Consider the following 14183-nt stretch of genomic DNA (forward strand, 5'->3'; position numbering starts at 1 on the left):
TACACAATGATATAAAGTTATAATACGCAATGAGCTGTTTGACATTTCCGCACACTAATATTAGAATGAAAAAAATAAATCAAGTTCAGCCGCCACTAACAAAGAAGGCTGAGCGGCGGAGGGCGTTCTGATGTTTAATGAAATCTGTATTTATGAAGCAAAAATTGACAAACAGGATGAGATTGAAGCTCTTATGAAAGAGGTCGCAGAATTTTATCTTTCTCAGCCCGGAGTTATTGATGTAAAGTACATCAAGCGTACCCATCGGCAAGAGGATTTTAATGCGGTGAAGGAAGGGAAGCCGCCCATCCGCCTGACGAAATGGGTAGGCAAAGTCACTTATATTTTGCACTGGACACTTGAAAACGAAGATGTTCACGCACAAGTGTCCCGGCTCGGATTGGAACATTTTTATAAACGCTGGAACCGATGCCTTACTACCATGCCTAAAATCCTGCTTGGTGAGAATATCGTGTAGGCATTTTCCTGGCTTAAAACACACACTGCAGCAGTCTTTCATACACATCCTGAGGCATCGGCTTATAGAACACATAACCCTGCACCATATCACAATGAAGACTGCGCAGGATTTCCACCTGCTCCATGGATTCAATCCCTTCGGCCACCGTAATTATATCAAACTGCCTGACCACGCGGATGATCCCCTCCGCCAGCAGGCGGTCCTTTTCCCTTGTGGTGATATTTTGGAAAAACAAGGCATCCAGCTTTAAAACATCAATATCCAGATTTTTTACCGTATTTAAAGAAGAATAGCCCTTTCCGAAATCATCAACGGAACAGGAAAAGCCGGCGGCTTTCAATTTCTCCACGATGCTCTTCATAACATCCCAGTTATCGAACAGGATCGTTTCCGTAAATTCAATTTCCAACAGTCCGTCGGGGATTTGATACCTGTCCCGGATTTCCGTATAAGCCTGCACAAAATCACTGTTATAAAACTGCAGGCAGGATACATTCACGGATACCGGGAGAACCGTCTTCCCGTTGTCCAGCAGCTGACGCAGCCAGGCACAAACCTCTTCAAATACATATCGATCCAGCAGCGGAATGGAATGGTTTTTCTCAAATACAGGAATGAACTGATCCGGGGGAATGATGCTCCCGTCCGGCTTCTGCCAGCGTACCAGAGCCTCCGCACATACGATTTTGTTCGTTTCCAGGCTGACTTTGGGCTGATAGTATACTTTAAATTCGTGATTGCTCAGGGCTTTCTCCATACTATGCTCAATCAGCTTTTCCGCGCGCAGCTGACTGCGTATCCCCTCATCGTAAAACCGGTATTTATCTCCTTCGCCGGCCTTTGCCCATTTTCTCGCATAATTAGCCCGGTCAATCAGCCCTTCAATGGTCAGCTGTTCCCCGACATCCTCCAGACAGCAGATACCGCAGCGGACAGGAAGAGAATATTTATCTCTGGAATCCTGGATATATTCCATAATCTTCCGGTCCACCTCCAGCTGGCGGTGAAGCACATTTTCTTTTGTGTCATAGCTGCGGAGGGCTATGAAATTGTCCGCATTGACACGGCAGAAGGTTTCCTCCTCCTTCATATCCTCAGTCAAAAGGGAGGCGTATTTCTTCAATATCCTGTCTCCCCATTCATAGCCGAACACATCATTAATATAGTTAAAATCTTCAAAATCCATGTAAAAGAGAGCATACCTCTTTCCGGCGCCTTCATCCAGCAGCTTCTGCGCAATTACCTTAAAGCGCTCAGCCGTATAGGCCTGGGTAAGCATATCCCTTCCCGCCTTGTCATTCAGATCTCTGTTTGTATATTCAAGATGCAGGATCCGCCTGATATTCATAACAAAGAAAAGCAGCCAGAAAACAACGATGCACAGAAGCAGTCCCGCCGTTACCCGTAAGATATAAAGCATTTGTTTATTGGAATAGGCTTCCGCAGCAAAAACAGCCTGATTAGACATTTCAAAATAGACTTCACTATATTCCAATAACGCATTTTCGGTTGATTTATCCTTCCGGTAAGAAGAAATTCCCGTCTTCAAATCCATCCACAATTCCTGGAGCGCATCAAGGCATTGCCGGTATTCCTCATCATCCAGATGGAGCAGGCCATACTGTCCATCCTCATGTTCCAAATCATCAAGGATACTGTCCAGATAAGCGATCAAATCATCGTCCGGCTGCCCATTCAGTTCAAGCTTCACGAGACGTTGTGTTCCTCCTCGTACAAGGCCCAGATAATTGATCAGCTGGGCATATGACCGCGCACTGTAAACGGATCGGAAAATAAACCCTGCCAGGATAACCATTCCCAAAAGGAACCCAAATGTGGTGTAACGTACATAATTCTTTTTCTTTTGTATGCTCATATGTTCTCCTCACACCGGGCGGAAGCAATACCCTTTTATTTAAATGGTATTCCCCGACATTTTCGAATCGGTGCGTTTTCCTATATAAAAGTACGCAAATGATAACAGGATGCCTGTCACACTGATAATAATGACCGGCATCAGCTCACCGGCCGCATCCACATAGGAAGCGGATGTCAGAATCGTCCATCCACTGTCCAATCCCACATTCCGGAATGCATAACAGGTCGGCACAAACCCGTCCAGGAACCAAATCGTACCGCTGTCTTCATTTTTGACGCGCAGAAGCACGGATTCCAGCTTTTCCCCGAAAATTTTTTTGCCTTCCAGTCTGGATTCCAGGGTGACGCCAAGCAGCGACTCATCGTTGCCCGACATACACTGCTGTTTTTTACCAAGCAAAATGGTGTGCATCGGCTGCGCGCTCAAAGCTCTGCGCACCTCGCTGTCGTAAATAGCGGCAAATACCGCGCCATTGTTCCCGGCATCCCCGGCGACCGCAACTGCAACCGTATAATTCAGCGTCTTACCATCCGCACCGGCAAGAAAAACATCGGTAATCTGTGGTTCGTTGGTTACCCACAGGTTCTGGATATACTCCCGGCTGTTCAGATTGGATACGGCCTCTTCATGATCTGCCCGGTACACTCCGCCGTATGTATCAACTGTCCGGATCATCTGATAGCCCCAAATCTCGTTGTAATGGTCCAGGCGTTCGGCTTTTTCCTGATATGGTATGTCTTCCGGCAGCATCCACGGTTCCTCGGATATCACCTTGAGCAGATTCAGAGTGGATTCCAGATTTTTAGCAATCTGTCCCTGTGCACTGATGCAGCTGGCTCTCGCCGCCATACTGCAATACCGGTAAAATCCTATGCACGGCCCCAGGATAAAACAGAGAATCACAGCAACGCAGCAAATCCCTCTTATTTTTGTTCTCATCTTTCCTTCCCCTTTATATAAGACAGAATACTTTCATACAATAACGAAACCGAAAGAGGCTTGGAAAGCCGTTTGTTCATACCGGCATCCAAAATTTCCTTGTTATCCTCTTCCAGCCCGTTGGCTGTGAGAGCCAGGATCGGAATGTCTTTCGCCCGCGGATGATCGGAAGCACGGATGCGGCGGGCTGCTTCCAAACCGTCCATAACAGGCATACGGATATCCATCAGAATCAGGTCAACAGGTTCTGCGTCCGGATCCAGGAAATAGTCCACCGCCTGCCTTCCGTTTTCTACCGTCTTTACCTGCGCTCCCGCTTGTGTCAGCAACTCTTCGGCAATCATGGAATTGATCGCATTATCCTCTGCCATGAGGATCCGGATTCCGCCCAGATCAACCTGCTGCTGAGGTGACGGTGCCGCAGGCACATTCTGGTCGGCGTCCGCATGCAAGGGAAGCTCTACCGTAAAAGTCGTCCCCTTGTCCGGTATGCTCTGTACCGAAATGGCGCCGTTTAAAAGCTGTACCAATTCCGAAATAATCGCCATGCCCAGCCCGGTTCCGGTCTGTGTACGGCCATAGGTTGTGTCCTCCTGGGTAAAGGGCTGGAATATAATTTCCTGAAATTCCTTCTTCATGCCGCAGCCGGTATCCCTTACAAGGATGCGGATTTTGTCACCGTCATCAGACACGGAAAGGGTAACTGTCCCATGAATGGTAAACTTCACCGCATTGGAAAGCAGATTGGTCATGATCTGTTGGATTTTTTTCGCATCTCCCACATAAAAACGGTTTTTCAGCCCGGAGAGATCCACACAAAGTCCGATCTCTTTTTCCTGAACGGCGGCATCAAATACATGTGATGTTTTCTCACACAGTTCGCGCAGGTCAAAGCGTTCCGCATGTACTTCCGCGCTGCCGCTTTCAATTTTTGCCATATCCAGCACATCGTTCACGATATCGGTAAGCTGCTGTACCGAATCCTCCATCCGGCACAGATACTCTTTTTGTCTGGCGGCGTCTCCTCCGCAGTTTTTCAGCAGATGGAGGGTCCCGGATATGCCGTTAAGCGGCGTCCGGATCTCATGGGAGACATTAGAAAGGAATTTTCCCTTGAAAATACTTTCCTTTTGCGCCACAGCCAGTGCCAGCTTCATCTGCCGGTTTTTGTAGATGAACCATACCGCCACGACCACGATAGCCAGGATTCCTGCAATCAGGACCAGGATCATCTTGATTTCATTTTCCGTATTAAGCACCGAGGAGCGGGGTGTGATAGTCAAAAGTGTCCAGTAATTATAGCCCAGCGGCTCAAAGAAAAGCACCCGTTCCTGCCCATACGCAGTATAGGTCACCAGCCCGGAAAGCTGCAGCTCCAGCCGTGTGGCAACCTCTTCGGCCGTGACCCCATTATTGAGATCGTAAATCTCCAGATCCTGAATGACATTATGTCCCTCTTTATTTTCCAGGGTGTCGGAGCTGTTCCAGAGATGGTTCCCCTCATGATCGACAATAGCGACAAAGGCTCCTGCATTCCCATAGGTTGTATCCTTAAGCATATCGGAAATGGTGCTGAGCGGCAGATAACTGTAAATGGCAACTGCAGACGAATCGCCCTGCCCATCCCACAGGATACGGAACAGCAGCTGGCCCTGTCCGTTAATGGAATTTTCTGACAGGGTTACCGTGTAGGGATAGTTATGTACATCCAAAACGTCGATGGGCTCGTCAAACACTTCGGTCACACCGGTATAAGATCGGGCGGTGCCGTCCTCCAGGACAAAGCCGACTCCCTCCAGGGCGGAATCATTCACATAACGCCTCAGTATATTCTGCATATCATCCAAATCCGTAATCTGCCTGTCCATGAGCTCACTTTTGAGCAAAATCAGCTGTTCCGTATATTTGCTCAGATGATCGGAAACACGATAGGTTATCTGTTCCGAAAAGCGTTCAAAGGCAAGCAGGCCGCGTTCTGTGGAATTATTCATGAAGTAAGTAACCGTGTAGAAAATGCTGGCCGTAACAGCCGCAACATAAAGCAGCAGAAGTAAAATTGTGCGCCGCCGTTTCTTATTTATTGGTTTCAAGCGTTACCTCTCCTTTCACACAGTTTTGCACCGGAATTTATCCTGTTCCCCCATCTATTTCCACAGCGCAGTACCATCATAGGCCTGCATTGCCGCCTCATAATATCCGAGCTGCCTGCACTCCTCAATTACCAGATGGCGGATTCTCTCAAATGCTTTCACTGTCTTTTCGCAGAATTCCTGGGGTTCCTCATCCATAAGCGCACGGAACGCCGCCGCACACTGTTCATGAATTTCGCAGTTCACAGGCGTTTTTTCAACGGTAAGCAGCCCCGGAATACCGCGGCCAATCCGGATATTTCTCCGAAGGAGTTCATAAATCGTACCGAACGCTTCGATCCCGATATGCTCCGTGATGAAATCCAGAAGGACAGCCGGTGTTCGTCCATACAGATAATCCTCATTCCACAGACGGTCCGCTTCGGCTTGTGCCGCCTGCAGAGCCTGCCGGTCAGCATGAGAGGCGGCACAGGCAGCGGCTCCTTCTATGGTCAGCGTCAGCAGCTCCAGCGTATCCAGATAACGCCTGACATGGAGGGCCACCAAATGGGGCGGCATCTGGATCTTCTGGATTTCATCCCGATCCATTTCCACAAAGATTCCTCTGCCGCGGACCGTCCTTACAACGCCCAATTCCTGCAGAATCTGTATCGCCTTCATTGTTGTATCCACACTGACGCCATACATTTCCTGAAGCTCCCTGTGCTTTGGAAGCTGGTCGCCGCGCTGGTACCGGCCGGCGGAAATCAGCCCCATTATATCCATATACACGGCAGAATATCTGACCTCAGATACCTGCAGCAGCTTCTCCAGCTGTGTCCTGCCGAGGAGGACCGGGGAATCGGAAGCGACCTTAAAAGCGGGCGTGCCTCCGTCTGCCAGTCCATATAAGCCGGACATATCGTCAAACCGGACGCTCTCCGGTTCTCCGCCCGTTTCAAGGACTCTCATAAACTCCTTCATCTGTTCGTAATATCTGATCCTGAGCTGATCATCATCCTGCAACGGGCTTAATTCAGAAAGCCCTAAACCGTCAACCGCCTGCAGTGTGAGGGAATTTTCATTTCTGGCCACAAAAAAGCGGTAAAACTTTTTTGATAATTTCCAAAATTCCGACGGATTTCCGATTTTCATGTTATCCAGAATCCGGCGCGGAATCTCCAGATCCGCCCGGCTGCAGAGCGAAATCCCGTTCTTGATTACCGGATAGCACAGCAGAACCCCTGTCTTAAGCACATCGTTTGTGACGGATGCGTCTATTTTCTCAAGGGCAAGTATGGTCGTCTTATGGCCGGCTTTCCGTTTGAAGCTTACCACCGGACGCTTTCTCTGTGAGGTTTGAATAAATCTATTTTCCTCCAGCATGGCCAATGCCCGGCGGATTGTTTTTTCCGAGGTCCCGTACTCCTGACATAAATCCGCACGGGAAGGAAGGCTTGTCCCCTCCGGAAGCAGGCCGCTTTCTATTTTATTTTTAAGAATCTGGAAAACCCTCTCATACATCAGCATATGGAATGATCATCACCTTTCGTCAGTCCTGTTTTTTGTTGTCAATTTCTATTCAGCATGCCATATACCTTCTTATTTTTCAACCTGTTTCTGCAATACTTTCGTGTATGTGTCAATAATGTCATTCATGACAAAGGGCTTTCCAATATGCGCATTCATGCCGCTGTCCAGACACTTCTGCACATCCTCATTGAAGGAATTCGCCGTCATGGCAATGATGACGATACTTTTTGCGTCCTGACGGGAAAGGGCGCGGATAGCCTGTGCTGCGCTGCAGCCGTCCATCACCGGCATCTGCACGTCCATCAGAATCAGATGATAAAAGCCTTCCGGAGCCCCGGAAAACTGTGCAACGGCTTCCTGTCCGTTGGCGGCCGTAGTTACGAAAGCTCCTGCATCCTGCAGCAAAGCCACGGCAATCTCCAGGTTGATATCATTATCCTCCACCACCATAACCTGCGCGCCTGCCAGTACTGTGGATGTTTCCTGTTCCGGCTGTACACTCTTCTGCCCTGTCAGCTCCGCCATGAGTTCGGCAATGTCGGAATGAAATACGGGCCGGCAAAGGGTGGCGTCGGCTCCGCATAAGGAAGCCGTATCATTCAGTTCATCCTGATCCTGACCCGTCAAAATAATGATAAGGCCGGCATTCTTTGCCTCCTTCCGGATAATCTGCACAAACAGCCGCATATCCACAGAAATATTCCATTTGATAAAACATAATTCATAGGGGGTACCGCTTTGTACGGCTGCCCGTATTTTATGCAGTGCGTCCTCCTCACCGGATACGGAATCCACCTGGAAGTTTTCTTTTGCCAACATATATGCCAGATGTTTTTCCAGCTCCGTGACCTGATTTACCACCAAAACCCTCTGTCCGTTCCCGCAGCGTTCCGTGTCTCTTCCCACAGCAGCCGGTGCAAAAGGCAAATCAACCGTAAAGGTACTTCCCGCACCCACTTCACTGGAGACGGAAATGGAGCCTCCCATCAATTCTGCAAAATTCTTTGTAATGGGAAGTCCCAGCCCGGTACCGCCGTATTGCCGGACGATCCCGCTGTTTTCCTGTGTAAAGGCCTCAAAAACGCTGTCGATATTCTCAGGAGCAATCCCCCTTCCGGTATCCCTGACGGAGAAACGGAGCCATATCCAATACTCGTCACGCCGCAGTTCCTCCACATTCAGGCTGACATGCCCCTGTGCAGGCGTAAACTTTACCGCATTGGAAAGAAGATTGGTCAATATCTGATTCAGGCGAAGCGCATCGCCCACCAGATATTCTTCAACCTCACCGTGGAGGAAAACCTGAAAGTCAATCTGCTTGCTTATCGCCTGAACATGAAATACAGTCGTCAGGGCACGCAGAAGCCGTCCCAGGTCAAACTGCTCCGGATGCAGCTCTATTTTTCCGCTTTCAATTTTTGACATATCCAGGATATCGTTAATCAGGGAAAGCAGGTGCGTTGACGAAAGTGTGATCTTATCCAGACAGTTGCGCATGCGTTCCGGTTCGGCAAGATGATTTTTCCCGAGTTCAACCATCCCCATGATGCCGTTGAGCGGTGTACGGATCTCATGAGACATTTGGGACAGGAAATTGCTTTTCGCCCGGTTTGCCGACTCCGCACGTTCTTTTTCCATCAGAAGCAGCTCTCTGTTGCGTTTTTCACGATGGCTCAGCAATAAAAAGAAAGCTGATACTGTAGAAAACAGGATAATAAAAATACCCACGCTCAAAGCCACCATAAACTGACTCAGATAAACGATTTGATCGTTCACCGTTTCGTATGCCATGCTGGTAATCATATACCAGTCCGTCCCCTGAATGGGAACATAATAGAGGTATACATGCTGCCCTCCCACCGTCATCAGCGTCAATCCGCTTTTACCGGCTGCAATCGCCGCACGGAAGGACTCATAATCATAGCCCTCGTCAAAACCCGCCTGCTGTTCATAGATGGTGAACAGATTCGTGCCCTGTAAAATCTCTTCTGAAAAACCGCTTTTCATTACAAAGTCCCCGTTGCGGGTCACAATATTCGTATAAGAATTGGTGTCCTTCTCACTGTCCAGCCCCAGCTTCACTCCGATATCCGATGTATGGATACCAACGATAACGGCAATTAACCGGCCATCCTGAAAGGATACGGGAGTCATTGCGGTTCCCAGCAGGATCGTATTGCTTTCCCAAATGCTTTCATTTACCGAAATCAGCTTTTCCGAACCATCCAGCAATTTATCCAAATTGGAAATCTTTGATAATGCGGGAACTGTGCCATCCGGAGAATAAGCTATTCCTTTGCTGTTTATTAAGGCAATATGTGTAAAATCATTATCCTTCTGTGCCTGTGCCAGAAAATGCTTCAGACTTTCTTCATCCTTCAAATCATTTTCTGAAATTGCGTTGGAAATAGTATAAATCTGTGAAAACTGGCTGTTCAGATTTGTCTGAAAATGACTGCTGATCTGTGTGGTCATTTCCTGCAGGTAAACCCTGCTGATATTTGTCACTGTGCGCGCCGACACCTTCCGGTATATAACCGCCGCAGACGTGCAAAGGACGGCGGTTATCAGAAACAGGATGGAAACAAAAATCAGCCTCTTGTATTTTCTATTCCATTTTTTGTGAATATTCAATGCTACCCTGTCCTTTCTGCGCCTGCTATTTATTTCTCCTGCGCCAGATCAGTGATTCTTCCTTCCAGCTGAACATCCACGGCCGTGTCCCGGTGCCGCTCAAAATAAAGCGCCAGGGCATCGCGGTAAAGCAGCCCGGTTTCCTTTATCAGTGTCACACTGCCCTTCGGGACAGAATCATCATAGAAATTCAGCATTGTATATCCGTCCCCATTCCCCTCCGCATAAGATCTGGCTCCGGCCATATAGTCTGTCACCGCCACCTGGTAGCTCTCATTCCTGTCCAAAGCCTTCCCATCGGGTAAGGTCACACTCACAAGTCTGTTTCCCGCCGGTTTGCTGCTGTCAAAAATATAATTCAATCCCGAGATCTGTAAAAACCGTCCGCCGGGGAATTCCTCCGTACAGGTAGACAGGCCGTTTTCCAACATATCCCACAAGGTTTGTCCGTCCATTTCCAGTATGATGACCTGGTTATCAAAAGGGCACACCACGGCGATATCCCCGCCGTACACTACTCCCTGATAAAAACTGGCCCGGATCCCTCCTCCATTGACCACCGCAATCGGGGCGCCGGACGCTTCGGCAACGCAGTCTGCTATAAAATTACCAAGCTCTGTTTCCATGAATCGAACATTGAAATTTTCCAGCAGCAGATCCCGGCTTACCGTCCCGATCACCGAAAAGTCATAGGAAGATTCATCCGTTCCCTCACAATAAAACCGGTCTATGGCCTGCAAAGCCTCTTCCACCGTGCATTTTTCGTTCATAACCTTTCTCACGTAGCCGCCAAGATATTCCACTGTTTTGCTGGGGAACAAAACGTTATAAATATATCCGGATTCCACATATTCCTCCACACCGTAAGGTATCAAATCTTCCCTCTGCCGATAATCGGTGAGACAGGACATTCCGGTCCCCATATCCTCCATTAAAGCCTCCTGTCCTTCAGGTGTGGAAAGCAATTCCAGGATACGCCTGCAGGCGTCTTGTTTTTCCTCGCTTATCGCATTATTCACACCCAGAAGGGCTGAAGGGGAAAACAGAAACCAAGGTTCATTTCCTTCATCACTCAGAAGCGGATACATCCGGTAGGTATAGGCCTCCGCCGTACCTTCCTCCGCCGCCTTCCGGTTGTCTGCTACACACTCATAGTACAGTGCCGAATCGCCAAAAGCCGCAGCAAGGGTACCTTGGACAAGACGCTGGTGACAGAGGATGGAATTACGCTGTAAGGAAATCGCTTCGGGATCCATGACCCCCGCTTCCACCAGGGCATCCGACAGTGCAAAGCTTTTTTCCCAAACGCCGGTAAAGGCCGCCTTTTTATCTGTAAAATCTGCCAGCCACTTCATACCCTCAACCGTTCCCAGAAAATCAGGCACCATATATCCAACGTAAAACATCCCCACGGATGTATTGTAGTCACTCATAATTGAAAAATTGATGTTATCTTCTCCCAGGCCGAGCCCTTTTTCTTTTAATTCGGCCAGAGCGGACACTAATTCCGTATTATTTGCGGGCATTGCCAGTCCTGCCCGTTCAAATAATGTTTCATTGACGATATATCCGCTGTACACACCGGGCAGCGGGAGCAGATAGGTTTTCCCTTCCAGCTTCAGCGCATTCATGATCGTGCCGTCATATGCTGCGCTGGCTTTTGTGTCGCTGATATCCAGCAAATACTTTTTCACCAGGTTGGAATCTGGCTGCGGTGAGATTACCAGTTCAGGGCCCACGCCTCTGTCCAGACGGCGGAGCTGTTCACTGGAGTATGGGGAAATTTCTATTTGCAGGTCAATATCATCGTAAACCGATTCCACCAGTTCCTCCACCCGCTTAAAGTTATTGGAGTAAAGAATCCTGATCACGACTTTTTCTTCCGGCTCCTGCCGGCTGCAGCCCGACAAGGCCGACAGCAGCAGAATGGCGGTTACCATACCCATAATTCTCCGGGCTGCACTGCGAATCATACCGTATCCTCCTCCTTTTCTTCCTCTGACTGCCGGGAAAGGGACGATAAAATCGTCTTCATGGAATCATCATAAACACGCCACTGGTTTCTTCCTGCCTGTTTGCAGGCATATAACGCCTGGTCGGCACATATAAACAGTTCTTCATACGTGACGCCGTTTTCCGGCGCCAGAGCAATCCCTATGCTCGCCGAAACCTCAAATCCCTCATAAGCGCCGGATACCATGTGAAAAATACGATCCGCCAGCTTTTGAATGCAGCCTTTGTATTCCACATACAGAAGGAATTCATCACCGCCTATGCGCGCCACGATATCCGAATTACGGACGCTTCTTTTCAATCGTCCCGCAAAAGCCTTCAGCATTTTATCCCCGTAAAAATGACCATAACTGTCATTCACATTTTTAAATGTATCCATGTCCAGGACCATCAGGGCCGCTTTTGTATTTCCCAAATCGGAAAGCCGCAGCGCGATCTCTTCATACGCACGGTTTCTGCTCAGCAGCTCGGTCAGGTCGTCATGCTGGGCCTGCACGATGAGCTTATCCAGCGTCTTCTGCTCTTCCTCATTATCCACAAATTTACCGATGATCTTCGTGGGAGGAGCCTCCTCATCCAATCCCCAGAGAGGACGCGCCACCGCTTTATACCATCGCGGTTCCCCATGGAGCGTCAGGCGATAGCGACGGCTGACAATCGGATTCTGCGGCGTAGCCTTCTGCAGGCGTTCGCGAAGATCACAAAAGTCTTCCCCGGAAAAAATCCGGAGCAGGGAGGAATCACTCTGCGGATGCTGTATACTCTCGTTAACTCCTGCATGGGCAGCGCCCCATTCCGACAGGATGAGTGTATCGGAGCCATAATTATATTCAAACTGGATTTCTTTTGTCATGGAAGCATAAAACTGGTACTTGGTACGCTCCTGCTCCAGCAGATCCAACGTTCTGTCGGAAACGTTAATACTGTGGAGCGTGTCATGCACCAGCGTATGGATGGAATCATTGCTTATTTTCCCCGCCGAACGGATCTTTACCTCGCTTTCCAGATAATCCCCCACTTCCTTCAGGCATTCAAGCAATAAAGGGTTAAAAGCGCCGCATTCCCCATTCAAAATCATTTCCATGGCACGTTTATGCGGATAGGCCGGCTTATACACACGCCTGGTGGTTAAAGCATCATAGACATCCGCCATGGCCACAACCTGTGCTGAAACAGGGATTTCTTCGCCCTTTAATCCGTCCGGATAGCCGCATCCGTCATATCGCTCGTGGTGCCACCGGCAAATTTCCCTCGCCACCTGAACCAGCTCTTCGTCCTGATAATATGTAAGACCTTCCAGCATCTGTGCGCCTACCGCACTGTGCGTTTTGATGATTTCGAACTCTTCTTTATCCAGTTTCCCCGGTTTATTCAGAATGTCTTCGGGAATTGAAATTTTTCCTATATCATGCAGGCTGGAGGCATTGGTGATCAGGGCAATCCGGGCCGGGGTTAAATCATATTGGCCGCATACGCTGCTCAGCTGCCTGAGCAGTACTTCAGTAATCGTACGGATATGGAGTACATGAAGGCCGCTCTCACCATTTCGGAATTCCACGATATGGCTGAGGATATCCACCATGACCATATTGCTTTTTTCTTTTTCATATATCTGCTCACTTACAATATTCTCCAAATGCTTTTGTTTGGCATGGAGCTTTACCGTATTCTCGATGCGATGCCGTATGGCCACCTTGTAAAACGGACGGTTGATATATTCCGAAGCGCCCAGGTGGTACGCATGCTCGATATAAGACGGTGCATTTTCCGATGAAACAATAATAACCGGAATGCTGTTTATCCAGCCATTCCGGTTCATGACAGCCAATACCTCGAAACCATCCGCCTTGGGCATCACAATGTCCAGTATAACCAGATTGATTTCAGAGCTGTGCTGTTTCAGACATTCCACGACCTCTTCGCCGTTAGACGCTTCCAGAACCTCATAATCCGGGGACAAAATGTCAGACAGCATTGCCCGGTTGATTTCGGAATCATCTGCAATCAAAATCTTTTCCTTCGTGTTCATTGGGCATTGCCTCCCGATAACACAGGCAATTGTGAAAAAACAGCCGCCATATTTTCGTATTCCTGTTTGAATTCCGAAAATGCCGGCCCGATATTTATATTCTCCTCCCTGTCACGGAGGGTTTCTGTCAAAGCACCTGCCTTTTCAGCCAAAGGAGTAAGCCCCAGATTAAGAGCGATGCCCTTCAGTGTATGGGCGCCTCTGTAAGCACCTTCATAGTCGCAATGCTCCAAAGCCGTACAGATATCCGTGTAGTTGGAGTCCTTCAGCAGCATACTGATCAGCCGCGGAAGTAATTTTTCATTGATCCGATAACTCATTTCCTCGTAATTTCCGCCCAATTCTCCATAAGCCTCCTGGATCGTCATTGTCGTACTCCTTTCAAAGCAGATTCTTGGATCCTTACCCAAATAATTATAGAGTATGGACTTTACTTTTGCAACAGAAATGTTAAAATGATTGTCATGCCCCTTTACTTTCCATATTTTTCGGCATCACAGGCTGCTCAAAAAAATTATTGGACTAATCAACAGTAACGTTGTAATATATAAACACGTAACACATATGTACTGTATATAAATTATACGCAAACTCAATAAAGGGTGT

General features: G+C 48.4%; 9 protein-coding genes. 1 reads left to right on the plus strand and 8 read right to left on the minus strand.

Annotated elements, in window-relative coordinates:
- The first annotated feature begins 130 nt into the window (after positions 1-130).
- Positions 131-478: a hypothetical protein gene (locus BLA28_RS09300; RefSeq protein WP_009255458.1), complete on the plus strand. Its 348-nt coding sequence runs from the start codon at positions 131-133 to the stop codon at positions 476-478.
- Positions 479-491: 13 nt separating this feature from the next.
- Here BLA28_RS09300 and BLA28_RS09305 read toward each other — a convergent pair whose 3' ends face one another.
- The 8 genes from BLA28_RS09305 to BLA28_RS09340 all read right to left on the minus strand — a co-directional run bounded on the left by BLA28_RS09305 (position 492) and on the right by BLA28_RS09340 (position 13945).
- Entirely contained in the window at positions 492-2357 is a 1866-nt protein-coding gene (locus tag BLA28_RS09305; RefSeq protein ID WP_069156893.1) for a putative bifunctional diguanylate cyclase/phosphodiesterase, read from the minus strand.
- 39 nt (positions 2358-2396) lie between these two features.
- Positions 2397-3299, minus strand: a complete 903-nt coding sequence (locus BLA28_RS09310; protein ID WP_069156892.1) for a hypothetical protein — start codon at positions 3297-3299, stop codon at positions 2397-2399.
- Positions 3296-5389 (minus strand): hybrid sensor histidine kinase/response regulator, encoded by a 2094-nt coding sequence (locus tag BLA28_RS09315; RefSeq protein WP_069156891.1) that lies wholly within the window; start codon positions 5387-5389, stop codon positions 3296-3298. The genes BLA28_RS09310 and BLA28_RS09315 overlap by 4 nt, the downstream gene beginning before the upstream one ends.
- A 54-nt stretch (positions 5390-5443) precedes the next feature.
- Complete coding sequence (locus tag BLA28_RS09320; protein WP_069156890.1) at positions 5444-6898, minus strand: winged helix-turn-helix domain-containing protein; 1455 nt, start codon at positions 6896-6898, stop codon at positions 5444-5446.
- A 72-nt stretch (positions 6899-6970) separates the two neighbouring features.
- Positions 6971-9535: a hybrid sensor histidine kinase/response regulator gene (locus BLA28_RS09325; protein ID WP_069156889.1), complete on the minus strand. Its 2565-nt coding sequence runs from the start codon at positions 9533-9535 to the stop codon at positions 6971-6973.
- A gap of 29 nt (positions 9536-9564) precedes the next feature.
- Positions 9565-11508, minus strand: a complete 1944-nt coding sequence (locus BLA28_RS09330) for an extracellular solute-binding protein (protein ID WP_050018789.1) — start codon at positions 11506-11508, stop codon at positions 9565-9567.
- Positions 11505-13577: a diguanylate cyclase gene (locus BLA28_RS09335; protein ID WP_069156888.1), complete on the minus strand. Its 2073-nt coding sequence runs from the start codon at positions 13575-13577 to the stop codon at positions 11505-11507. The genes BLA28_RS09330 and BLA28_RS09335 overlap by 4 nt, the downstream gene beginning before the upstream one ends.
- A complete protein-coding gene (locus tag BLA28_RS09340; RefSeq protein ID WP_069156887.1) occupies positions 13574-13945 on the minus strand; it encodes an Hpt domain-containing protein in 372 nt (123 codons plus the stop codon). The genes BLA28_RS09335 and BLA28_RS09340 overlap by 4 nt, the downstream gene beginning before the upstream one ends.
- Positions 13946-14183: the final 238 nt, after the last annotated feature.

Origin of the sequence: Eisenbergiella tayi (assembly GCF_001881565.1) — a bacterium.
Lineage (GTDB): Bacteria > Bacillota > Clostridia > Lachnospirales > Lachnospiraceae > Eisenbergiella > Eisenbergiella tayi.

Bases quoted from the DNA above. Each gene is read 5' to 3' on its own strand.
- BLA28_RS09300 (WP_009255458.1), top strand. From the start codon at position 131: ATGTTTAATGAAATCTGTATTTATGAAGCAAAAATTGACAAACAGGAT.
- BLA28_RS09305 (WP_069156893.1), bottom strand. From the start codon at position 2,357: ATGAGCATACAAAAGAAAAAGAATTATGTACGTTACACCACATTTGGG.
- BLA28_RS09310 (WP_069156892.1), bottom strand. From the start codon at position 3,299: ATGAGAACAAAAATAAGAGGGATTTGCTGCGTTGCTGTGATTCTCTGT.
- BLA28_RS09320 (WP_069156890.1), bottom strand. From the start codon at position 6,898: ATGCTGATGTATGAGAGGGTTTTCCAGATTCTTAAAAATAAAATAGAA.
- BLA28_RS09330 (WP_050018789.1), bottom strand. From the start codon at position 11,508: ATGATTCGCAGTGCAGCCCGGAGAATTATGGGTATGGTAACCGCCATT.
- BLA28_RS09335 (WP_069156888.1), bottom strand. From the start codon at position 13,577: ATGAACACGAAGGAAAAGATTTTGATTGCAGATGATTCCGAAATCAAC.
- BLA28_RS09340 (WP_069156887.1), bottom strand. From the start codon at position 13,945: ATGACGATCCAGGAGGCTTATGGAGAATTGGGCGGAAATTACGAGGAA.